This window comes from Streptomyces sp. NPDC031111 (assembly GCF_055570675.1).
In genome coordinates, this window is record NZ_JBVIGS010000016.1 from 39487 (window position 1) to 61908 (window position 22422).

Annotated in this window: 18 protein-coding genes; 8 read left to right on the top strand and 10 right to left on the bottom strand. The window is 71.4% G+C overall.

Annotated features, from left to right (window positions below; genetic code table 11):
* The first annotated feature begins 5 nt into the window (after positions 1-5).
* Genes ACZ470_RS28745 through ACZ470_RS28765 form a run of 5 tightly spaced genes read left to right on the top strand, consistent with a single transcriptional unit; the run spans position 6 to position 5325 of the window.
* A complete protein-coding gene (locus ACZ470_RS28745; protein ID WP_468432079.1) occupies positions 6-1295 on the top strand; it encodes a hypothetical protein in 1290 nt (429 codons plus the stop codon).
* Positions 1292-2239, top strand: coding sequence for a glycosyltransferase family 2 protein (locus tag ACZ470_RS28750; RefSeq protein WP_468431855.1), 948 nt, complete (start codon positions 1292-1294; stop codon positions 2237-2239). Before ACZ470_RS28745 ends, ACZ470_RS28750 begins: the two co-directional genes overlap by 4 nt.
* On the top strand, positions 2236-3444 hold the full coding sequence (locus ACZ470_RS28755) for a polysaccharide pyruvyl transferase family protein (RefSeq protein WP_468431857.1): 1209 nt from the start codon (positions 2236-2238) through the stop codon (positions 3442-3444). The genes ACZ470_RS28750 and ACZ470_RS28755 overlap by 4 nt, the downstream gene beginning before the upstream one ends.
* Positions 3441-3992 (top strand): dTDP-4-dehydrorhamnose 3,5-epimerase, encoded by a 552-nt coding sequence (gene rfbC, locus ACZ470_RS28760; protein WP_468431858.1) that lies wholly within the window; start codon positions 3441-3443, stop codon positions 3990-3992. The genes ACZ470_RS28755 and rfbC overlap by 4 nt, the downstream gene beginning before the upstream one ends.
* A 7-nt stretch (positions 3993-3999) precedes the next feature.
* Positions 4000-5325 (top strand): glutamate-1-semialdehyde 2,1-aminomutase, encoded by a 1326-nt coding sequence (locus ACZ470_RS28765; protein ID WP_468431860.1) that lies wholly within the window; start codon positions 4000-4002, stop codon positions 5323-5325.
* 16 nt (positions 5326-5341) lie between these two features.
* On the opposite strand, the gene ACZ470_RS28770 is transcribed toward ACZ470_RS28765, so the two are convergent.
* The 6 genes from ACZ470_RS28770 to kdpF form a co-directional block, all read right to left on the bottom strand.
* A complete protein-coding gene (locus ACZ470_RS28770; protein ID WP_468431862.1) occupies positions 5342-6025 on the bottom strand; it encodes a phosphatase PAP2 family protein in 684 nt (227 codons plus the stop codon).
* 160 nt (positions 6026-6185) lie between these two features.
* Positions 6186-8726, bottom strand: coding sequence for a DUF4118 domain-containing protein (locus ACZ470_RS28775; RefSeq protein WP_468431863.1), 2541 nt, complete (start codon positions 8724-8726; stop codon positions 6186-6188).
* A gap of 1 nt (position 8727) precedes the next feature.
* A complete protein-coding gene (locus ACZ470_RS28780) occupies positions 8728-9360 on the bottom strand; it encodes a potassium-transporting ATPase subunit C (protein ID WP_468431865.1) in 633 nt (210 codons plus the stop codon).
* A 24-nt stretch (positions 9361-9384) separates the two neighbouring features.
* On the bottom strand, positions 9385-11484 hold the full coding sequence (gene kdpB / locus ACZ470_RS28785; RefSeq protein WP_468431867.1) for a potassium-transporting ATPase subunit KdpB: 2100 nt from the start codon (positions 11482-11484) through the stop codon (positions 9385-9387).
* 32 nt (positions 11485-11516) lie between these two features.
* Entirely contained in the window at positions 11517-13178 is a 1662-nt protein-coding gene (gene kdpA / locus ACZ470_RS28790; protein WP_468431869.1) for a potassium-transporting ATPase subunit KdpA, read from the bottom strand.
* Between the two features lie 8 nt (positions 13179-13186).
* Positions 13187-13276 carry a K(+)-transporting ATPase subunit F gene (gene kdpF / locus ACZ470_RS28795; protein ID WP_388244487.1) on the bottom strand — a complete coding sequence of 30 codons (90 nt, stop codon included), beginning with the start codon at positions 13274-13276 and terminating at the stop codon, positions 13187-13189.
* A 353-nt stretch (positions 13277-13629) separates the two neighbouring features.
* Here kdpF and ACZ470_RS28800 point away from each other — a divergent pair, with 353 nt between their 5' ends.
* Positions 13630-16599: an NACHT domain-containing protein gene (locus ACZ470_RS28800; RefSeq protein WP_468431871.1), complete on the top strand. Its 2970-nt coding sequence runs from the start codon at positions 13630-13632 to the stop codon at positions 16597-16599.
* Here the strand turns inward: ACZ470_RS28800 and ACZ470_RS28805 are convergent.
* Complete coding sequence (locus ACZ470_RS28805; protein ID WP_468431873.1) at positions 16583-18007, bottom strand: non-reducing end alpha-L-arabinofuranosidase family hydrolase; 1425 nt, start codon at positions 18005-18007, stop codon at positions 16583-16585. The genes ACZ470_RS28800 and ACZ470_RS28805 overlap by 17 nt on opposite strands.
* Positions 18008-18305: 298 nt before the next feature.
* Positions 18306-18905, bottom strand: coding sequence for a TetR/AcrR family transcriptional regulator (locus ACZ470_RS28810; protein ID WP_468431875.1), 600 nt, complete (start codon positions 18903-18905; stop codon positions 18306-18308).
* Between the two features lie 118 nt (positions 18906-19023).
* Between ACZ470_RS28810 and ACZ470_RS28815 the strand changes: the two genes are divergently transcribed.
* Positions 19024-19773: an SDR family NAD(P)-dependent oxidoreductase gene (locus ACZ470_RS28815; RefSeq protein ID WP_468431876.1), complete on the top strand. Its 750-nt coding sequence runs from the start codon at positions 19024-19026 to the stop codon at positions 19771-19773.
* Positions 19774-19788: 15 nt separating this feature from the next.
* Positions 19789-20538 (top strand): SDR family oxidoreductase, encoded by a 750-nt coding sequence (locus tag ACZ470_RS28820; protein ID WP_468431878.1) that lies wholly within the window; start codon positions 19789-19791, stop codon positions 20536-20538.
* Between the two features lie 119 nt (positions 20539-20657).
* Here ACZ470_RS28820 and ACZ470_RS28825 read toward each other — a convergent pair whose 3' ends face one another.
* Positions 20658-21368 carry a glycoside hydrolase family 11 protein gene (locus ACZ470_RS28825; protein WP_468431879.1) on the bottom strand — a complete coding sequence of 237 codons (711 nt, stop codon included), beginning with the start codon at positions 21366-21368 and terminating at the stop codon, positions 20658-20660.
* Positions 21369-21863: 495 nt separating this feature from the next.
* Positions 21864-22421, bottom strand: coding sequence for a peptidase inhibitor family I36 protein (locus tag ACZ470_RS28830; RefSeq protein ID WP_468431881.1), 558 nt, complete (start codon positions 22419-22421; stop codon positions 21864-21866).
* Between the last annotated feature and the right edge of the window lies 1 nt (position 22422).

Here is a 22422-nt window from a genome sequence, read left to right on the forward strand (position 1 = left end):
CGCAGATGACCACCGAGGGGGAGAAGACGAGGCCGAGAGCCTCGGCCGCCGGGCGGGCCGTCCTCGGGCGGCTGTCCTGGGGGCTGGCCGACCAGGCGGCGTCCAGCATCAGCAACTTCGCGGTGGGCGTCTATGTGGCCCGCTCGCTGGGGGTCACCGCGTTCGGCGTGTTCAGCCTCGCCTGGGTGACCTACGGCGTGGTGCTCAACGTCTCCCGCGGGCTGGCCACCGACCCGCTCGTGGTGCGCTTCAGCGGCGTGCCGGACGCGTCCTGGCGCGGGGCGGTGGCCCGGTCGTCCGGTGCCGCGCTCGGCGCCGGTGCCGCACTCGGCGCGGCGTCCGTGGCGGCGGGGCTGGCTGTCGGCGGCCAGGTCGGTTCCGCGTTCGTCTGCCTCGGTGTCGTACTGCCGGGGCTGCTGCTCCAGGACGCGTGGCGGTTCGCGTTCTTCGCCGCCGGCGCCGGGCGGAAGGCGTTCGTCAACGACCTCGTGTGGGGCGTCGCGCTCGTCCCGGCCCTGCTGGTGGCGGCCCGCGTGGGCAGCGTGGCCGCCTTCGTGCTCGCCTGGGGCGGGTCCGCGGCGGTGGCCGCGGTGTACGGCTGCCTCCAGTCCGGCATCCGGCCCCGGCCGGCCCGGGCCCGCGCGTGGGTGCGCGAGCACCGCGACCTCGGTTACCGGTACCTGGTCGAGAACGTCAGCAACAGCGGCGCGGGCCAGCTGCGGGCATACGGGCTCGGCGTGATCGTCGGGGTCGGCGCGGTGGGGGTGATCCGGGGCGCCGAACTCCTGCTCGGCCCGTTCATGGCCGTGCTGATGGGGCTGTCCCTGGTCACCGTCGCGGAGACGGCCCGGGTGCTGCGGCAGGCCCCGCACCGCGTCGGCGCGTTCTGCCTGCTGCTGGGCGGGGGGCAGGCCGTCGCCGCGCTGCTCTGGGGCGGGGCACTGCTGCTGGTGCCGGACGGGGCCGGCGAGCTCGTGCTCGGCGGCGTCTGGAGCGGCGCCGCGGAACTCATCGTGCCGGTCACGCTCGGCGTCGCGGGCGCCGGCCTCGGTACCGGCGCGGCGGCCGGACTGCGCGCCCTCGGCGCGGCCCCGCGCAGCCTGCGCGCCCAACTGTTCGCCTCCGCCTGCTACGTCGGCGGCGGCCTCGGCGGGGCGGCCGTGGCCGGCACGGTCGGCTCGGCCTGGGGCGTCGCCGCCGCGACCGTCTGCGGCTCGGCCGTGTGGTGGCTGCACCTGCGGTCCGCCCTGCGCGAGCACCACCAGAACACCATCCGCGAAGTGAGGACGCCATGACCCCCCAGCCCCGGCTGAGCATCGGCCTGCCCGTGTACAACGGCGAGGAGTACCTGGCCGAGTCGCTCGACGCCCTGCTCGGCCAGACCTACGAGGACTTCGAACTGGTCATCTCGGACAACGCCTCGACGGACGGGACCCAGGACATCTGCCGGAAGTACGCCGCGCAGGACTCGCGCATCCGGTACGTCCGGCTGCCCCGCAACATCGGTGCCGCGCCGAACCACAACTACGTGTTCACCGAGTGCCGCGGCGAGCTGTTCAAGTGGGCCTCGCACGACGACCTGTACGCCCGCGACCTGCTGCGGCGCTGCGTGGAGGCGCTGGACGAGCGGCCAAACGTGATCCTCGCCCACGCAGACCAGGCGGTCATCGACGAAGACGGCCGGGTGAAGGTCCCGTACGAGTACACGCTCGCCACCGACTCGCCGCACGCGCCGGTGCGTTTCCGCAGCATGCTGTTCGAGCCCGGCGGCGACGACTTCTACGGGGTGATGCGGGCCGACGTGCTGCGCAGGGTGAAGCCGCACGACAGCTACCACCACGCGGACCGCACGTTCGTCGCCGAGATCGGCCTCCACGGACCCTTCCACCAGGTGCCGGAACTGCTGTACTTCCGCCGCGACCACCCCACCCGCGCCGAGCGGGCGAACCCGTCCAAGCGCTCCCGGTGCGTCAACCTGGACCCGCGCCGGGCGGGCCCGCTGCACCCGACGCCCCGGCTGCTCGCCGAGTACGTCTGGGGCTTCGTGGCGGCGATCCGGCGGGCGCCCCTGTCCCCGGCCGACCGGCGCGCCTGCTACCGCCACCTGGCCGCCTGGATGGCCAGCCGCGCCCGGCCGGGCGCCGGCGAGCGGGTCGAGGACCGCGCCCCGGTCGACCCGGCCCGGCTCAGTGTCTCCGTCGACGCCCTCGTCGCCGGCCGCGAGGGGAGGCAGGCGTGACCGCTGTCCGCGTCGGGGTGTTCGGCCTGCTCGGCTCCGGCAACCTCGGCAACGACGGGTCGCTCGAGGCGGTGCTCGGGTACCTCCGCGCGGACCACCCGGAGGCGGCCGTCGACGCGCTGTGCGGCGGACCCGAGGTCGTCGAGCGCCGGTACGGGATCCCCGCGACGCGGCTGCACTGGTACCGCGGGGAGTACCGGACCGCGTCGCGTGCGGGCTCGGTCGCGGCGAAGGGGCTGGGCAAACTCGTCGACGTCGTCCGCACCGCCGCCTGGGTGCGCCGGCACGACGTGGTGATCGTGCCGGGCATGGGCGTCCTGGAGGCCACCCTGCCGCTGCGGCCGTGGGGCTTCCCGTACTCGCTGTTCCTGCTCTGCGCGACCGGTCGGCTGTTCGGCACCCGGGTCGCGCTGGTCGGCGTCGGCGCGGACACGATCCGCGACCGGCCGACCCGGGCCCTGGTGCGCTGGTCGGCGCGGCTGGCCGCCTACCGGTCCTACCGGGACACCCTGTCCCGCGACGCGATGCGGGCGATGGGCGTGGACACCACGCGCGACGAGGTCCACCCGGACCTGGCGTTCGCCCTGCCGGCACCCGCGGCCACCGAGGCCGCGGGCACCGTCTGCGTCGGTGTCATGGCCTTCCACGGCGGCAACGACGACCGCGCCCGGGCCGAGGAGATCCACCGGCGCTACCTCGACGGGACGACGCGCTTCGTCCGCGCGCTGGTCGAGGACGGCAGGCGGGTCCGGCTGCTCACCGGCGACGAGGTCGACGGGACGGTGGTCGCCGCGATCCTCGACGCGGTGGACTCGCCGCTGGTCACCGCCGCCGAGGCGACTTCGCTGGCCGATCTGATGAAGGAGACGGCGGCCGCCGACACCGTGGTGGCGACCCGGTACCACAACCTGGTCTGCGCGCTGAAGGCCGGCACACCGACGCTCGCACTCAGCTATGCGGCGAAGAGCGACGCGCTCATGGCCGGGATGGGCCTGGACGCGTACTGCCACCCGGCTCGCGAGGTCGACGCCGACCGGCTGCTCGAGCAGTTCCGGGCGCTGGAGAAGCACTCGGCGGAGCTGCGGCGGATCCTCGCCGAGCGGAACCGGGACGCCGCTCGGCGCCTCGAAGACCAGTTCACGGCCCTGACGAAGGCCCTGTTCCCGGCGACCGACCACGCCCACGCACGCCAGGAGGCTCCATGAAAGCGACCGAAGTGCCGCAGATCGCCGGCGCATACCTGTTCGAGCCGACGCCGTACGCCGACGAGCGCGGCTTCTTCTGCCGCACCTTCGACGCCGACGTGGTCCGCTCGGTGGGCCTCGACCCGGACGCCTTCGTCCAGGACAGCGTGTCCCGCTCGGTCCGGGGCGTGCTGCGCGGACTGCATCTGCGCTCCGGCGCCGGCGAGGCCAAGCTGGTGCGCTGCTCGTACGGGAGGATCTTCGACGTCGTCGTGGACCTGCGGCCGGACTCGCCGACGTACCGCTCGTGGACCTCCTTCGAACTGTCCGGCGAGACCCAGGCGACCGTGTACATCCCGGCGGGGTGCGCGCACGGCTTCCAGGCGCTGACGGAGACCGCCGACACCTCGTACCGGATCGACCGCCCGCACGATCCGGCCGAGGACGTGACGATCGCCTTCGACGACCCGGAGCTCGCCATCGACTGGCCGCTGCCGGTCACCTCGACGTCCCGGCGGGACCGGGAGGCGCCGAGCCTGGCCGAAGTCCTGAAGAGCAGGGAGAGTTGAGGACGCCGTGGACACCGAAGACCTCTCGCTGCCCCGCTCGCGGCAGGCGAACGAGCGACTGCACGCCCTGATCCCCGGCGGCGCGCACACCTACGCCAAGGGCGACGACCAGTACCCCGAGAACCTGGCCCCGGTCATCAGCCACGGCCGCGGCGCCCACGTGTGGGACGTCGACGGCAACCGCTACATCGAGTACGGCTCCGGCCTGCGATCGGTCAGCCTCGGCCACGCCCACCCACGCGTGACCGAGGCGGTGCGGCGGGAACTCGACCGCGGGAGCAACTTCGTCCGGCCGTCCGTCATCGAAGTCGAGGCCGCGGAACGCTTCCTGGCCACGGTTCCGACGGCCGAGATGGTGAAGTTCGCGAAGAACGGCTCCGACGCCACCACGGCCGCGGTGCGCCTCGCCCGCGCCGCCACCGGGCGCCCGCGGGTCGCCGTCTGCGCCGACCATCCGTTCTTCTCCGTCGACGACTGGTTCATCGGCACCACACCGATGTCCGCCGGCATTCCGGCGACGACCAACGAACTCACGGTGGCGTTCCCCTACGGCGACCTGGCCGCCACAGAGGAACTGCTCACCCGGCACGAGGACGAGATCGCCTGTCTGATCCTCGAACCCGCCACCCACACCGAACCGCCCCCCGGATACCTCGCCGGCCTGCGCGAGCTGGCCGACCGGCACGGCTGCGTACTGGTCTTCGACGAGATGATCACCGGCTTCCGCTGGTCCGAGGCGGGCGCCCAGGGCCTGTACGGCGTCGTCCCCGACCTCTCCACGTTCGGCAAGGCGCTGGGCAACGGGTTCGCCGTCTCCGCGCTGGCCGGGCGCCGCGAGCTGATGGAGCGGGGCGGGCTGCGTCACTCCGGCGACCGGGTGTTCCTGCTGTCCACCACGCACGGCGCGGAGACGCACTCGCTGGCCGCCGCGATGGCCGTGCAGACCACCTACGTCGAGGAGGGCGTCACGGCGCGGCTGCACGCGCTCGGCGAGCGGCTGGCCGCCGGGGTCCGGGAGGCCGCGGCCGGCATGGGCGTCGGCGACCACGTCGTCGTCCGGGGCCGGGCCAGCAACCTGGTCTTCGCCACCCTCGACGAGAACGGGCGGCCCTCGCAGAAGTACCGCACCCTGTTCCTGCGCCGGCTCCTCGCGGGCGGGGTGCTGGCCCCGTCGTTCGTGGTGAGCGGCGCGCTCAGCGACGCCGACATCGACCGGACGATCGACGTGGTGGCCCAGGCGTGCGCGGTGTACCGGAAGGCGCTGGACGCCGCCGATCCCACCCCGTGGCTGGGCGGACGACCGGTGAAGCCCGTGTTCCGCCGCCTGGCGTGACGGTGCGACAGGAACGCTACCGCCGACCGGCGCCGGCCATCGGGCGGGCCTCCCGGTCGGCCGTCCGGTCGGCCACCCGGTCGACCAGCCACGCGGTCGCCGGTACCACCGCCATCGCGGTGCACGCGCCGCCGAGGGTGTCCGTCAGGTAGTGCGCGGAGAGGACCACCTGCGCCCAGCCCATGGCGGCACCGGCCGCCAGGGCCGCGGTGAGCGCGAGCAGCGTGCCGGCCGTCCTGCCGAGGCCGAGCAGACCGGTCACGACGAGCGCGACCACGAGGGCGAACGCCGTGAGGAAGGCGGTGTGCCCGCTCGGGTAGGACAGGCTCCCCTCGTGGATGGTGCGGCCCACCAAGGGCTTGAGCAGCTTCGTCGCCCCCACGCTCGTGCCGGTGCCGACGACGACGAACACCGCCGCGCGAGGCCGCCGAAGCAGCAGACAGCCCGTCACGGCGGCCCCGACCAGCAGCGCCGCTCCGACGGGCTCCCCCAGGAAGTCCGTGGCCAGGGCGGCGTCCCGCCACGGCGGCCCCACACCGTCCACGGGCGGCCGGGCCCATCCGTCCACTCCCCCGGGCTCGCCGTGGCCGGCGTACAGGGCGCCGAGCGCGACGGCCACCAACGCGGCCAGGGCCGCGATCACCCCGAGCCCCGCACGTAGTTGTGGGGGCAGCACCGGGCGCGCCGGTCGTCCGGTCACCCGCCGCCACCGCCCGCCGGCCCGGACTCGTACCGGCGCCAACTCCCCATCAACGAGCCCCCCGCTGCGTCGACTTGGCCCACGCGGGCCTTCGACTTGTCACCCTAACCAACACTGCGCCCCGTACACCCGATTCTCCCGCGACTGACGGCCGGGCGCCTCAGGTCCTCACTGTCGGCGGGTCCGGCCGCTCCGCGCGCCGCCGCGGCGCCGTCCGGAGGGCGAGCACCATCGTCAGACCGCCGCCGGGCGTGTCCTCGGCGTCGAGCGTGCCGCCGATGGCCTCGACGAAGCCCCGGGCGACCGCCAGGCCGAGGCCGACGCCGGCCCCGCGGGGCGAGTCGCCGTACCGCTGGAACGGCTCGAAGATCCGGCCCTTGGCCTCGTCCGGCACACCGGGCCCACGGTCGACGACCCGCAGCTCCACGCGGTCCGCGACGGCGCTCGCGGCCACCAGGACCCTCTCCCCCGGAGGGCTGTACGTGACGGCGTTCTCCACGACGTTGGCGACGGCCCGCTCCAGCAGCCCCCGGTCGACGTGGACCATGGGCAGCGTCTCGGGGACGTCCAGGTCGACGCTGTCCTCGGGGACTCCGCCGAGTGCCACGGGCACGACCTCGTCGAGGTCGGTCTCGCGGAGGACGGGGGTGACGGTGCCGGTCCGGAGACGGGACATGTCGAGCAGGTTGCCGACCAGGTGGTCGAGCCGGTCCGCGCCCTCCTCGATCGCCTCCAGCAGTTCCGCCCGGTCCTCCTCGGACCACGCCACGTCGTCGGAGCGCAGCGAGGACACGGCCGCCTTGATGCCGGCGAGCGGGGTGCGCAGGTCGTGACTGACGGCGGCGAGCAGCGCGGTCCGTATCCGGTCGCCCTCGGCCAGCTCCTTGGCCCGGTCGACCTCGCGCTGGAGGCGCCGGCGGTCGAGGACGACGGCGGCCTGAGCGGCGAACGCGGCCAGCACGCGGCGGTCGGCGGCCGGCAGCACCCTGCCGCGCAGGGCCAGGGCCAGGTTGTCACCGACGGGGACGTCGACGTCCGCGTCCTCGGGGATCTCGGCGGGCAGGGCTCCCACGCTGCCGGCGCAGGTCCAGGGGTCCGTCTCGCCGGTCCGCTCCAGGAGAGCCACCGACTCCATGCCGAAGGTCTCCCGCACCCGCTCCAGGAGCGCGTCCAGACCGGTCTCGCCGCGCAGGACGCTGCCCGCCAGGAAGGAGAGGATCTCCGACTCGGCGCGCAGCCTGGCCGCCTGGTGGGTGCGCCGGGCCGCGAGGTCCACCACCGAGGCCACCGACACGGCGACCGCGACGAAGACCCCGATGGCGACGATGTTCTGCGGATCGGCGATCGTCAGGGTGTGGACGGGCGGGGTGAAGTACCAGTTCAGCAGCAGCGAGCCGACCACCGCGGAGGCCAGCGCCGGGAGGAGTCCGCCCAGCAGGGCCGCCGCCACGGTCAGGGTGAGGAACAGCAGCATGTCGTTGGCGAGGCCGACGTCCGGAGCGGCGTTCGTGAGGAGCGAGGTGAGCAGGGCGGGGCCGAGCACGCCGGCCAGCCAGCCGCCGATCACCCGGGAGCGTCCGAGACGTGCCCCGCGCGCCACCGGCAGTCCCCGGCCCTTGCCCGCCTCGGCGTGGGTGACGAGGTGGACGTCGAGGTCCGGACCGGACTCGCGGGCGACCGTCGCGCCGACTCCCGGCCCGAGGACGTACTGCCGGCTTCCGCGGCGTGAGACGCCGAGGACGATCTGGGTGGCGTTCACTCCCCGGGCGAAATCGAGGAGGGCGGCGGGGATGTCGTCGCCGACGACGTGGTGGAAGGTGCCACCGAGGTCCTCCGCGAGGGTGCGCTGCTCGGCCAGCTCCTTGGGCGAGGCGGCGGTGAGGCCGTCGCTGCGGGAGATGTAGACGGCGAGCAGCTCACCGCCGGCACCCTTCTCGGCCAGCCGCGCCGCCCGCCGGAGCAGGGTGCGCCCCTCGGGCCCACCGGTCAGACCGACCACGATCCGCTCCCGCGAACCCCATATCGCCGAGACCTCGTGCTCCCTGCGGTATTCGGTCAGGTACGCGTCGACCCGGTCGGCCACCCACAGCAGCGCGAGTTCGCGCAAGGCGGTGAGGTTGCCGGGACGGAAGTAGTTGGCCAGGGCCGCGTCCACCTTGTCCGGCTTGTATATGTTGCCGTGCGCCATGCGGCGGCGCAGCGCCTGCGGGGACATGTCGACCAGCTCGATCTGGTCGGCCCGCCGCACCACCTCGTCCGGTACGGTCTCCCGCTGCCGCACCCCGGTGATCGACTCCACGACGTCCCCGAGCGACTCCAGGTGCTGGATGTTCACGGTCGTGATCACGTCGATGCCCGCGGCGAGCAGCTGCTCCACGTCCTGCCAGCGCTTGGCGTTGCGGGAACCCGGCACATTGGTGTGGGCGAGTTCGTCGACGAGGGCGACGGCCGGGGCACGCCGCAGGACGGCGTCCACGTCCATCTCGGTGAAGACCGTGCCCCGGTACTCGATCTCCCTGCGCGGCACCTGCTCCAGACCGTGCAGCATCACCTCGGTGCGCGGCCGGTCGTGGTGCTCGACGACGGCGACCACGCAGTCGGTGCCGCGCTCGACACGGCGGTGCGCCTCCGAGAGCATCGCGTACGTCTTGCCGACACCGGGTGCCGCGCCGAGGTGGATGCGCAACGTGCCACGTGCCATGTCAGCTCTTCGCCACGAGTTCCTCGAGGGCGATGTTGAGCTCCAGGACGTTCACCCGGGGCTCGCCCAAGAAGCCGAGGGTCCGGCCCTCGACGTGTTCGTCGACGAGCTCGCGGATCTCGGCGACGGGCACGCCGTTCCGCTGGGCGACCCGGTGGACCTGGAGCTCGGCGTACTCGGGCGAGATGTTCGGGTCGAGGCCCGAGCCGGAGGAGGTGACCGCGTCGGCGGGGACCTGGGAGGCCCTGACCGTGTATCCGGGCACGGAGTTGTCCTTCACGACCTTCGCCTTCGCCTCCTTCACCCACTCGACGAGTTCCGGGTTGTCGCCGGAACGGTTGGTGGCGCCGGAGAGGATCAGCCGGTACTGGGTGTTGACGGTGTTCTCGCCCAGACCGTTGGCGGGCCGGGGCTGGAAGTGGTCCGGGCCGTAGCCCTGTTGGCCGATCAGCGAGGAGCCGACGACCTTGCCGTCGTACGTGATCTCGGAGCCGTTGGCCTTGTCGTGGAACAGTGCCTGCGCCACACCTGTGACGGCCAGCGGGTAGGTGAGGCCGGTGAGCACGGTCAGCACCAGCAGCGCGCGCAGGCCCGCGCCCAGCAACCGGGTTGTGTTCAAGAGGGAGTTGTTCATGTCCGTCACTACGCCTTCGAAGAATTACAGCCCGGGGACGAGGGAGATGAGCAGGTCGATGAGCTTGATGCCGATGAAGGGGGCGATCAGACCGCCGAGCCCGTACACGGTGAGGTTGCGGCGCAACAGCCGGTCGGCACTGACCGGCCGGTACCGCACACCCTTCAGGGACAGGGGCACCAGCGCGACGATGATCAACGCGTTGAAGATCACCGCGGACAGGATCGCGGAGTCGGGCGAGGACAGGCCCATGATGTTGAGCGTGTCCAGGCCCGGGTACACGGTCGCGAACAGCGCCGGGATGATCGCGAAGTACTTCGCCACGTCGTTGGCGATGGAGAACGTGGTCAACGCGCCCCGGGTGATGAGGAGTTGCTTGCCGATCTCGACGATCTCGATCAGCTTGGTCGGGTTGGAGTCGAGGTCGACCATGTTGCCGGCCTCCTTGGCGGCCGACGTACCCGTGTTCATCGCCACGCCGACGTCCGCCTGCGCGAGGGCCGGGGCGTCGTTGGTGCCGTCACCGGTCATCGCGACGAGCTTGCCGCCCGCCTGCTCCCGCTTGATGAGGGCCATCTTGTCCTCGGGAGTGGCCTCCGCGAGGAAGTCGTCGACGCCCGCCTCCTCGGCGATCGCTTTGGCGGTCAGCGGGTTGTCACCCGTGATCATGACGGTCCTGATGCCCATGCGGCGCAGTTCCTCGAACCGCTCGCGCATGCCGTGCTTGACGACGTCCTTGAGGTGGACGACACCCAGGACGCGCGCACCCCGGTCGTCCTCGACGGCGATCAGCAGCGGAGTGCCGCCCGCCGCGGAGATCCGGTGGACGATCCCGTCGGCGTCCTCGGCGACCGTGCCGCCCCGCTCCTCGACCCAGGCGACGACCGAACCCGCCGCGCCCTTGCGGACCTTGCGCCCGTCGACGTCCACACCGGACATCCGGCTCCGGGCGGTGAACTCGATCCACTCGGCGCCCACCAGTTCGCCCTGGTGGCGTTCGCGCAACCCGTACCTCTCCTTGGCGAGCACGACGACGGAGCGGCCCTCGGGCGTCTCGTCGGCCAGCGACGACAGGTGCGCGGCGTCCGCGACCTCGGCCTCGGTGGTGCCGCCGACCGGGAGGAACTCGGCGGCCTGGCGGTTGCCGAGGGTGATGGTGCCGGTCTTGTCCAGCAGCAGTGTGGAGACGTCCCCGGCGGCCTCGACGGCACGGCCCGACATGGCGAGGACGTTGCGCTGGACCAGGCGGTCCATGCCCGCGATGCCGATCGCGGAGAGCAGGGCACCGATCGTGGTCGGGATCAGACAGACCAGTAGAGCGATCAGCACGACCATCGACAGCTCCGTGCCCGCGTAGTCCGCGAACGACGGCAGCGTGGCGCAGGCGAGCAGGAAGACGATCGTCAGCGAGGCGAGCAGGATGTTCAGCGCGATCTCGTTCGGCGTCTTCTGCCGGGCGGCGCCCTCGACCAGGTTGATCATCCGGTCGATGAAGGTCTCGCCGGGCTTCGTCGTGATCCTGACGACGATCCGGTCGGAGAGGACCTTCGTGCCGCCGGTGACCGCCGAACGATCGCCGCCGGACTCACGGATGACCGGAGCGGACTCACCGGTGATCGCCGACTCGTCGACGGAGGCCACGCCCTCGACGACGTCGCCGTCACCGGGGATGACGTCGCCGGCCTCGCAGACGACCAGATCACCGATCCTCAGGTCGGTGCCCGGAACCTGCTCCTCGGAGCCGCCCTCGAGCAGCCGCCGCGCGACCGTTCCGGTCTTGGCCTTGCGCAGGGTGTCGGCCTGCGCCTTGCCGCGGCCCTCGGCCACCGCCTCCGCCAGGTTGGCGAAGAGCACGGTCAGCCACAGCCAGGCGCTGATCGTCCAGCCGAACCAGTCGCCGGGGTCCGTGAGGGAGAAGAGTGTCGTCAGCACCGACCCGATCCACACCACGAACATCACGGGAGACCTGACCAGCGCCCGCGGATCGAGCTTGCGGAAGGCGTCCGGCAGCGACCTGACCAGCTGCTTCGGGTCGAAGAGGCCGGCGCCGACACGGCCCTCGTCGGGCCCGCGCCCGGTGGGGACGTCGGTGTGCGGCGCGCGGGCGGGAGTGGCTGTGGACATGGAGCCCTCTGGCTTCTCTGTACGGGTGGTCATCACGCCAGCCCCTCGGCGAGCGGTCCCAGCGCGAGCGCCGGGAAGTAGGTCAGACCGGTGACGATCAGGACGGCGCCCACCAGCAGGCCGGTGAACAGCGGCTTCTCGGTGCGCAGGGTGCCCGCGGTGGCCGGGACCGGCCGCTGCCCGGCGAGCGATCCGGCCAGCGCGAGGACGAACACCATCGGCACGAACCGGCCGAGCAGCATGGCGATGCCGAGCGTGGTGTTGAACCACTGGGTGTCGGCGTTGAGACCGGCGAAGGCGGAGCCGTTGTTGTTCGAGGCCGACGTGTAGGCGTAGAGGATCTCGGAGAATCCGTGCGCACCAGTGTTGGTCATCGAGTCCGGCGGCGTGGGCAGGGCCATCGCCGCCGCGGTGAGGACGAGCACCAGGGCAGGGGTGACGAGGATGTAGCAGGCCGCGAGTTGGATCTCCCGGGTGCCGATCTTCTTGCCCAGGTACTCGGGCGTACGGCCGACCATCAGGCCGGCGAGGAACACCGCGACGACCGCCATGATCAGCATGCCGTAGAGGCCGGAGCCCACACCGCCGGGCGCGATCTCGCCCAGCATCATGCCGAGCATGGTGATGCCGCCGCCCAGGCCGGTGAACGAGGAGTGGAAGGAGTCCACGGCGCCGGTGGAGGTGAGGGTGGTCGAGACGGCGAAGAGGGACGAGCCGCCGATGCCGAACCGGACCTCCTTGCCCTCCATCGCCCCGTTCGCGAGCTCGAAGGCCGGGCCGTGGTGGGTGAACTCGGTCCACATCATCAGGGCGACGAAGCCGAGCCAGATGGCACCCATCGTGGCGAGGATCGCGTGGCCCTGCCGCACGCTGCCGACCATCAGACCGAAGGTGCGGGTCAGGGAGACCGGGATCAGCAGGATCAGGAAGATCTCGAAGAGGTTGGAGAACGGGGTGGGGTTCTCGAAGGGGTGGGCGGAGTTGGCGTTGAAGTAGCCGCCGCCGTTGGTGCCCAGCTCCTTGATGGCCTCCTGCGAGGCGACCGCGCCCCCGTTCCACTCCTGTGTGCCGCCCATGAACTGGCCGACCTCGTGGATGCCGGAGAAGTTCTGGATCGCACCGCAGGCGACCAGCACGACCGCGCCGGCGAACGCCAGCGGCACCAGGACGCGTACGACACCGCGCACCAGGTCGGCCCAGAAGTTGCCCAGCTCACCGGAGCGGGACCGGGCGAAACCGCGCACCAGCGCCACCGCGACGGCCATGCCGACGGCCGCGGAGACGAAGTTCTGCACGGCCAGGCCGCCGGTCTGCACGACGTGGCCCATGGCCTGTTCGCCGTAGTACGACTGCCAGTTGGTGTTGGTCACGAACGACACGGCGGTGTTGAACGCCTGGTCCGGATCGATCGAGGCGAAGCCCAGCGAGCCGGGGAGGACGCCCTGGAGCCGCTGGAGGGCGTAGAGGAAGAGGACGCCGATCACGGAGAAGGCGAGAACGCCGCGCAGATACGCGGGCCAGCGCATCCCGGTGTCGGGGTCGGCACCGATGCCCTTGTAGATCCACTTCTCGACGCGCCAGTGCTTGTCGGAGGAGTAGACCTTGGCCAGGTAGCTGCCGAGGGGGACGTACGCGAGAGCCAGCGCGGCCATGAGCGCGAGCAGTTGCAGCACGCCGGCGAGGACGGGACCCATGTCTTCTCTCAGAACCTCTCCGGGAAGAGCAGGGCGAGAACGAGATAGCCCAGCAGGGAGACGGCCACGACCAGGCCGACGATGTTCTCGGCGGTCACAGCTTCGTCACCCCCTTGGCGACGAGAGCCACGAGCAGGAAACCCACGATCGTGACGGAAACGAAGGCCAGATCGGCCATCGCGAACTCCTGGAGTCAGGTGCGGTGGAAACGGACGGTCCAAGGAAAACTCCTCTTCAGCGGTTCGGACCGTTCGTTGACGGCTCCCTGACGGCGACGCCCCCATCTTTGACGGGCCCCTTACGGCGCCCGGTCCGAAGCAGCTGAGCGGTGGGTACACCCGTCCGGTCAATCACCTGTGGAGATGGCGCCGCCCGGTTCCCACCCCGTACGGCCCCGGCATCGTGCCAGCGTGGTGACCGGTGATCGGACGACGGCTGTGGTGGGGCTGTGGTGACGGGGACATCTGCCCGGCGGGCACGCGTGCTGCGCCGGACCGGACTGGCGGTGGCCTGCGGGGCGCTGGTGACGCTGGCCGTCGTACTCGTGCGCGAGGGCGGCGACGAGGACACCGTGTCCATGTGGGTGTCGGTGGTGTCCGCCGTCCTGTCGGTGTGCGCCTTCGCCGTGGATCTGGTGCGGGGCGAGGGCGCCGAGGAGCCGGCGCCGGCCGATCCACCGGAGGCCGGGCGGCGGCAGGCCGCCGACGCCCTCGCCGAGGCGGTACGGGTGCAGTGGTCGGCCCAGGCCCGCAGGCTCCGGTTGCACGACCCGGAGCCACTGGACGTCCGGTGGGACCGGGCGGACCCGCCGCTCGCCGACCGGACACCCGGCACCACCGTGCCCCCTCCCCGGGAGGGAGACCGGCGCCCGGTCGGTGTGCGGGTCGTCGAGGCCTTCGGTGCGGCGCGCTCCGGGCGGCTGGTGGTCCTGGGCGAGCCGGGCTCGGGCAAGTCCGTCGTGGCCGTGCAGTTCGTGCTCGGTGTGCTGGACGCACGGCAGCCCGGCGATCCGGTTCCGGTGCTGTTCCCGCTGGCGGGCTGGGATCCGGGCGCGTCCTCGCTGCGCGGCTGGCTGGCGGACCGGCTGGCCGAGGAGTACGGCTCGCCGGCCGCCCCCGTGGGGGACGGCCGCACCCTCGCGCACGAGCTGCTCGACGCCGGTCTGGTCCTGCCCGTGCTGGACGGCTTCGACGAGATCCCTCGGGCCGCGCACGCCGGCGCGCTGCGCTCCCTGAACGCCGAGCTGGACGCCCGCCTGCCCGCCCTGATCACCTGCCGCACCGCCGCCTGGGCGGACGCGGTGCGGCGGGGCGGCGCACTGACCGCCGCGGAGGTCGTACGGCTTCGGCCGCTGGACCTCGCGACCGCACGCGCCTACCTGACGCGCACCGCACGGCACGGCAGCGCCTGGGCGGCGGTCCTGGAGGCCCCTCCGGCCCGGCTGGTGGAGGCCCTGCGCTCTCCGCTGACGGTGACCCTGGCGCGCGCGGTGTACGAGGATCCCTCCCGTGACCCGGCCGAGCTGACCGACACCGACCGTTTCCCCACGGCGGACCGCGTCGAGGAACACCTGCTGGACGCGTTCGTCCCGACGGCGTTCGCCGGACCGGGCACGGTCTGGCATCCGCAGGCGGCCCACCGCTGGCTGAGCCGCCTCGCCCGCGACCTGCCCGGCTCGGGGTGGAGCCTGGCCTGGTGGGAGCTGCCCGACGCGATCCCCCGGCCCCTGCGCGTCATCGGCCCCGCCGTCCTGGCGCTGCTCGCCACGGCCGCGCTCCTGGTGCCCATCGCCGTGTACGGCGGCGGAGTGATCGCCAACTGGGACAGCACGGCGTCGGCGGTGCTCAACTTCGCGGGCATCCTGACCGGCCTGTGCTTCGGCCTCGCCCACCTGCTGCCGCCGACGCCGGAGACCCCGCAGGGACTTCGGTGGCTGGTCCGGACCGCCCTGCGGACGACAGCCGCGGCGGCGGTCGCCGGTGTGGGGCTCGGACTGCTGGTGCCCCCGCTCGTCAGCTCCCGGCTCGGTGCCGTCATCACCCCGCGGCCCGCCTGGTACCTCAACGGATGCTGCTTCGGCCTGATCCTCTCCATGATGTTCGCCGTCGCCGGCCTGTCCCGCCGCCCCGGCCCGCTCAGCCTGCCGTGGGTGGGCAGCCCGAGCGCGCCCCAGGCGGTGCGCGCGCTGGGCGCGCTCGTCGTCTTCACCGGGCTGGCGATCTACGGCTACAGCGGCGAGGAAGTCCCGGCGGTGACCTGCCTCGTGGCGGGCACGGTGCTGCTCCTGGCGAGCCCGGTCCGCACCGACCGTCCGACCGGGCGCTATGTCGCGCCGGCCACGGCACTGCGCGGCTTCGCCCGGGGACTGCTGCGGGGCTTCGTCACCTGCACGCTCATCGGGGTCTGCGCCGGGGCCGTCGTCGGCGTGATCAGCGGCACCTTCGCCGCCGTACGCATCCACTCGACTCCCGACTGGGATTCAGGCAAGGAGGTCGAGGACTGGCGACTGGTGAGGACGGCGGACGGAAAGCGCTCCGTCCACTCCACGACACCGCAGGACCTCATCCTCGTCGAACGCTCGGCGCTGGAGGCCCCGTTCGCCGTGGCGAGGGGTGCGCGAATCTCCCGGGACGGTCAAGTGGACGCGTTCAAGGGCCGACTGACGATCCGACACTCGTCCGACGGCGGCTGGGTGACGGACTGGCGGGGCAAGCAGGTGGACGCCCACAACCTGGTCCTGGCCCTGCCGGAACAGGTCGGACTGTGGCTGGTGCGCCGTGACGCGGCCTCCGTCATCCTGGACGCCGTCGGCCCGCTGGTGGCCTTCGGGGTGCTCGTCGGCACGATCGGCGGCTGCGCGTCCGGCGTGTACCGCGCCCTGAACACCCCCTCCGACACCGTCCGCGCCATCGGTCCGCACAGCACCCTGCGCACCGACCGCACCGCCGCCTTCACCCGCAGTGCCGTCGCGGCCCTCCTCGCGGGCGCGGTCTGCCTGCTCCTGATCGCCGCGACCGGCCGGGGCAGCACCCTCGGCACCATGCACACCGAACTGTGGGTCCCCGTCGGCACGTCCGCGCTCGCGCTCAGCGCGTGGGGCCGCACGGCCACGGCCCGCGTCTGGCTGGCACTGACGGGCAGGGCCCCGTGGCGGTTGATGACGTTCCTGGAGGACGCCCACCGCCTCGGCGTACTGCGCCAGTCGGGCGCCCGCTACGAGTTCCGCCACCAACTCCTCCGCCGCCACCTGGCCACCACCGCCCCTCCCGGCCCGAACCACCACGGCCCTCACCCCTACCGGAGCCGGAGAGCGAACCCACCCCGAACGACGGCCACTGACCGGTCCCGCACCAGGGTGAGCGGGACCCCGCCCGTGCATGGCGGGGTCCCGTGGATCGGACGGATCAGCGTCGGAGGGTGAGGACCCCCGGGCGCCAGGGCAGTTGGTCGTAGGGGCCGCCCGCGGAGGGGGACTTGCCCTGGTAGAGGAACTGCAGGTTGCAGGGGTCGATGGTCATGGTCTGGTCGGGGTTGTTGCGGACCAGGTCACCGTGGCTGATGTCGTTGGTCCAGGTGGCACCGCTGTTGGCCTTGCCCGCGAAGGGGTTGCTCTCGCTCGCGGCCTGCGGGGTCCACGAGCCGTTCAGGCTGGAGGCGGTGAAGGAGCGGAAGTAGCGCCCGTTCGCGCCCATCGCCTCGACGATCATGAGGTACTGGTTCTGGCCCTGAACCTTGTAGACCTGTACGCCCTCGAACAGGTTGGCCTTCGTGTCGCTCATGATCGTCGTGTACGAGGAGCCGAAGTTGCCCGGGAAGTTCCCGATCGGCATGCTCGCGCGGTAGATCTTGCCGTTGTCACCGGCGAAGAACAGGTACATGTTCTGGCCGTCGGCGATCAGGGTCTGGTCGATCGGACCGGTGTCGGAGCCGGAGATGCTCCCGGTGAACAGCGGCTGCGGAGAGGACCAGCCGTTGGGGTTGGTGGGGTCGCTCGACGTGCGGTAGATGAAGGGCCACGCGCCCCACTGGTACGCCAGCACCCAGATGTTCTTGGGCGCGAAGTAGAACAGCGTGGGCGCCACCGCGGCCTGGTTCATCCCGGTCTGGCCGGCCGACGCCATGTCCGACCAGTTCGTGAAGGGACTGAACATCATCGACCCGTACGACGATCCGGACACGTTCGACGCGTAGACCAGGTGCTTGCCGTTGTGCGTGACGGTGGTGAAGTCCTTCACCGCGGCCCACCCGTTGGCCGGCTGCGCCAGCGCACCCGTCGACGACCACCGGTACGTCGAGGGAAGAGGACACGTGCCGTCCGTCGGCGGCGTCCCGGTCAGGCCGGTCCACTTCTGGTTGCTTCCGCCGTTGCACGTCCAGATCTGCACCGCCGTGCCGTTGGCCGTACCGGCGCCCGCGGCCTCCAGGCACAGCCCGGACTCCACGCCGACGATCGTGCCGTCGGAGTTCACCCGCCACTGCTGGTTCGCCCCGCCGGAACAGGTCCAGATCTGCACCCGGGTACCGGCCGTGGTGGCGTGGCCCGGAACATCCAGGCACTTGTCGCCGTACACGGTCAACTGGTTGGCGTCCGTCAGCGTCCACTGCTGGTTGGTCCCACTCCAGCAGTCGTAGAGCTGCAGGGACGTGCCGTCGGTCTGGCTGGCGCCCTGCACATCGAGACACCGGTTCGAACCGACACCGCGCAAGGCGCCAGTGCTGGCCGCCTGAGCCGGGGTGGCGACGAGCAGCGCCGCCAACGCGACCAGGGCCGCGACCGCGGCGGCGAACGCCCCGGACAGATGTCTGCTGCTTAATTTCCCACTGAGCATGCGGACTTCCCAAACCTTGAGTAAGCGGCTCCGGTTGCCCCCGTCAGAGGCCCTCCGGACTGTCGATGTGAAGCGATTGACGCAGGCATGACACGAAGAACTACCGACGACCCCGTCCGAAATATCGAACCAGGGTCGCAATGTCGAGCAACCTGAGTGTTAGGAAGTCGATGACCGACGTCAAGGCTTCTCGCACGATTCGCAGACGTACCCGAAACATTCGGAGACATCTACGGGCGAACGCGCAGGTCATGAGCGGCGGGGCGCTAGGCGCCCTTACAGGACCCGACCGCTCCGGTCACGCCCGCAGCCCGTCCAGCGCCGCGTCGATCGCCGCCAGGGCCGCAGCCCTGTCGAGCCCCGCCCTCGATACGAGCGAGAGACCTTGGACCAGGTAGAGCAGCATCTGGGCCTGGGCCTCCGGGGAGCAGGCGTCCGTGACCTCTCCGGCGGCCTGGGCGCGGCGGAGTGCGCTGGCGACGATGTCGGTGAAACGGCCGTACGAGCGGGTGACGATCTCTGCGGCTTCGCTGTCCTGGGGGACGAGTTCGGCGGTGGTGTTGCCGACCAGGCAGCCCTGCGGCACGCCCACGTCGGAGATCAGTTCGTCCAGCCTCGCGGGATGGGTCAGGATCTCACGCAGGGCGGGCAGGAGAGGACCGGCGTCCAGGACGGTGGTCAGGTGCCGCTCGTACACGTCCCAGTAGAGCCTGACGGCTTCGAGGTAGAAGCGGCGCTTGTCGCCGAACGCGCCGTAGAGGCTGCCGCGCTCGACGGCCAGCGCGTCGACCAGGTCCTGGATCGACGTCGCCCCGTATCCCCGGGACCAGAAGAGTTTGAGTGCGCGCTCCAGCGTCTGTTGCCTGTCGAACTCGCGGGGGCGTCCGGTTCGTGCCACGTGTTGAATCCTACGACTTCTTGACTGGCCGTTCAACAAGTCGTAGGTTCCGTCGCGTCACTTCTTGAACGGCTGCACAGAAGTCGGTCGCTCACTGACCGGCACGAAAGGCGAAGCAATGGAATTCGACGGCAAGACGGCGCTCGTCACCGGATCCGGTGCGATCGGCGGACTCGGGCACGCGACGGCCGGGGTGCTGGCCGCGGGCGGCGCGGACGTGATCCTGACCGGCACCGATCCGCAGCGCGGCGCCCAGGTGGTGGAGGACCTGCGCGCGGCCGGTGGCGGGTCCGCCGGGACGGTGCGTTTCGTCGCTGCCGATGTGTCCGGCGTGGCGGGCGTGCGCGAGCTGGTCGAAGATGCCGGAGCCGTCGACATCCTGATCAACAACGCGAGCGTGATGACGTTCTCCCCGACCACCGGGCAGGACCTCGCGAGTTACGACGCCGCCTTCGCGGTCAATGTGCGTGCCCCGTTCCTGCTCACCGCCCTGCTCGCGGAGAAGATGGCCGCGAGCGGCGGCGGCAGCATCGTCAACGTCAGCTCCACGGCGGCCGGCCTCGGCATGCCGGGCATGGCCGTTTACGGCGCCACCAAGGCGGCGCTCGAATCACTGACCCGCACCTGGGCGGCGGAATTCGCCGAGTCGAACGTGCGGGTCAACGCCGTCGCCCCCGGCCCGATGCGCACCTCGAAGGTGGTCGCGGCGATGGGACCGGACATGGGCGGCATGGGCCTGACCACCGCGCTCAGGCGCACCTCCGACCCGGCCGAGGTGGCCCACGTGATCGCCTTTCTCGCCAGTGACCGGGCCAGTTACATGACCGGCGCGATCGTGGCCGCCGACGGTGGCCGCACCGCAATCTGAATAGGGGACAGAACCATGGATCGTCTCGCGGGAAAGCACGCGCTGATCACAGGGGGGACGAGCGGGATCGGCCTGGAAACGGCCCGCGAGTTCCTCGCCGAGGGAGCGACCGTCGCCATCACCGGCCGCTCGCAAGAAAGGCTGGACGAGGCAGCACGCCAACTGGACGGCCCGCTGCTGACCATCGCCAGTGACGCCGGCGACGTACCCGGCCAGGCGGCGCTCGCGGCGCGGCTCCAGGAGGAATGGCCGAAGCTCGACATCCTGATGAGCAACGCCGCCGACGTCACCCACCTCCCCATCGAGTCCTGGACCGAGGAGGCGTTCGACAGGCTCCTCTCGACCAATCTCAAGTCGCCGTTCTTCCTGATCAGGGACCTGCTGCCACTCTTCTCGCAGCCGTCCTCGATCATCCTCGTCGGCTCGGTCTCCGCGTACATCGGACACGAGAACGCGACGGTCTACGGCGCGGCCAAGGCGGGCCTGCTCTCCTACACACGCGGACTGACGTACGAACTGAGGGACCGGGGCATCCGCGTCAACGGGCTGAGCCCGGGCCCGACGATCACCAACGTGTTCGCGCACCTGGGCCCCGAGCGCCGGGCCGCCCTCTACGAGCAGCTCCGGCAGACCGTGCCCCTCCACCGCCTGGGAACCGCCACCGAGCTGGCGAAGGCGGCGCTCTATCTCGCCTCCGACGAATCCGCCTACACGGCGGGGACCGTGCTGCGGGTGGACGGGGGCATCGGACAGCTCGCGTACTAGCGGTTGTCCGTCGTCGAACGGATCTCACCCGGAGCAGGTCTCCGCGGTGGCGAGTCCGCCACGGCTGCGGGATCCGCCACGAGGGCGGAGCCCGCAGCCGGTTGTTCGCCGGACAGAGGTCAGCCGCTGACCGTGATGTTCGAGCTTCCGCTGCTCTGGTAACCCTCGGTGGCCATGATCATGTAGTACCTGAACTGGCCCATGTTCATGCCCGCGCGCGCCCAGGCGTCGAAGTGGTTGCCGGTGGTGATGGTGCCGGAGCCGCTCGTCACCTTCGACTGCCGGACGCTCCAGTACTGGTCGAAGGTGCGGGTGCCCTCGACGGAGGGGGCGTTGTACCGCGTCGTCTTGTAGATGTCGTACGTGCCGCCGTCGCTCTGGACGGTGCCCCTGTACTCGCCGGTGGGCCGGTAGCTGCCCCAGTTGTCGACGATGTAGTACTCCACCAGCGGGTTCGACGTCCAGCCGTAGAGGCAGCCGTAGCCGTTGCCAGACGGGTTGAAGTAGCCGGTGTAGCGGACCGTCCTGCGCCCGCCGGTGTTCCAGCCCTTGCCGGCGACGAAGTTGCCGCAGTTGGTCCACCGGGTGCTGTAGCTGCCGCCGCCATTGAGCGTCATGGAGACGGAGCCGCCGCCGTCGGTCCAGAACGAGTAGTACATGCCGTCGTAGCCGGTCTGGTTGGTGGTGATGGTGGTGGCGGCGTGGGCGGTGCCGGGCAGCAGCAGTCCGGACGCGGTGGCGAGCGCGACGGTGCCGGCGCCGCCGAGGAAGCCTCGTCGACTCAAGCCGCTGAAAGGAGCGGAGTTCCGCTGAATCTGATCCCGCTGCATGGGTCCTCCCGATGAAGGCTGGTGGGGGGCGGGCGGCTTCTGCTGCCCGCGGCCTTGCGTGGAACACGGCGGGTCGCCCGTCGTCGTGCCGCAACGACCGACCGCCACCCCGGTCACATGACGCGAGGGGAACGACGTCTTCCGTCGTTCGGTGGCCACAGTTTTCGTAGAGCGTCATGTCACTGTCAATAGTTTCGACCGTCTTTCGGAAAGGTTTCCCGCGCATGAAGAGGCCTCAGCAAGCGCATCTTCGCTGGTCAAACCACCTCTGACGCGAACCTTCGCGAGGGATGAAATGAGATGGGGAAGGAAGGCATCGCAAGCATGAGAACCATGGACGAAACTTTCGAACCACCCCGCGACCGCGGCAGGTCCCACCCCCGCCGGCGGTCGCGCCTGTACGGGGGAGGGACTCGGAGTGCCGCCGCCGTCACGGCGAGCGCGGCGGCGGCACCCGTGGCGATGAGGACGGCATGCCACCCAACCGGCCGACCGTCATCTGCAGTTACGGATCTTCGTCACGTACAGCCATTTCACACCGGTGTTCCGGTAGCTGTAAGCGGGCGGCAGCAGTTCGCTCCCGTGGTTGGAGAAATACATCATGGGCTCGGTGCCGGTGAGCTGGTTGTTCACCCATGAGCCGACGGTGACCCAGGGAATGGCGTACTCACCGCAGTTGTACATGCCGATGTTGTCGCCGGAACGGTTCTCGTACTTGTACGCGCAGAACCATCCGTAGTTCGTCCAGCCGGTGCAGTCGTAGACGCTGGACACCCGCGCGGACCCGTCCCCCAGCGGTCGCGGTCGTTCCTCACCCGGCACCGTCACGTTCAGGACGGCTCCGCCGAGGTCGACCTGGTTGGGCGACACCTGGGTGCCCCGGCCGTTCAGCTTGACCAGGTACTCATCGACTTTGGCCTGCAAGGCCGTTGCCTGCCCGGCCGAGAGGCCCGCTGCCCGTGCCTGGGCGGTGTATCCGGCGCGGGCCGGCGTGGCGGCGGCCGTGGTGGATCCTGCCGCTGCCAGGAGCAGCGCCGTCACCACGACGCTCACG

Coding starts and splice junctions, on each gene's coding strand:
- ACZ470_RS28825 (WP_468431879.1), bottom strand. CDS start 21,368: ATGCAGCGGGATCAGATTCAGCGGAACTCCGCTCCTTTCAGCGGCTTG.
- ACZ470_RS28750 (WP_468431855.1), top strand. CDS start 1,292: ATGACCCCCCAGCCCCGGCTGAGCATCGGCCTGCCCGTGTACAACGGC.
- ACZ470_RS28805 (WP_468431873.1), bottom strand. CDS start 18,007: ATGCTCAGTGGGAAATTAAGCAGCAGACATCTGTCCGGGGCGTTCGCC.
- kdpA (WP_468431869.1), bottom strand. CDS start 13,178: ATGGGTCCCGTCCTCGCCGGCGTGCTGCAACTGCTCGCGCTCATGGCC.
- ACZ470_RS28775 (WP_468431863.1), bottom strand. CDS start 8,726: ATGGCACGTGGCACGTTGCGCATCCACCTCGGCGCGGCACCCGGTGTC.
- ACZ470_RS28745 (WP_468432079.1), top strand. CDS start 6: ATGACCACCGAGGGGGAGAAGACGAGGCCGAGAGCCTCGGCCGCCGGG.
- ACZ470_RS28815 (WP_468431876.1), top strand. CDS start 19,024: ATGGAATTCGACGGCAAGACGGCGCTCGTCACCGGATCCGGTGCGATC.
- ACZ470_RS28820 (WP_468431878.1), top strand. CDS start 19,789: ATGGATCGTCTCGCGGGAAAGCACGCGCTGATCACAGGGGGGACGAGC.
- ACZ470_RS28780 (WP_468431865.1), bottom strand. CDS start 9,360: ATGAACAACTCCCTCTTGAACACAACCCGGTTGCTGGGCGCGGGCCTG.
- kdpB (WP_468431867.1), bottom strand. CDS start 11,484: ATGTCCACAGCCACTCCCGCCCGCGCGCCGCACACCGACGTCCCCACC.
- rfbC (WP_468431858.1), top strand. CDS start 3,441: ATGAAAGCGACCGAAGTGCCGCAGATCGCCGGCGCATACCTGTTCGAG.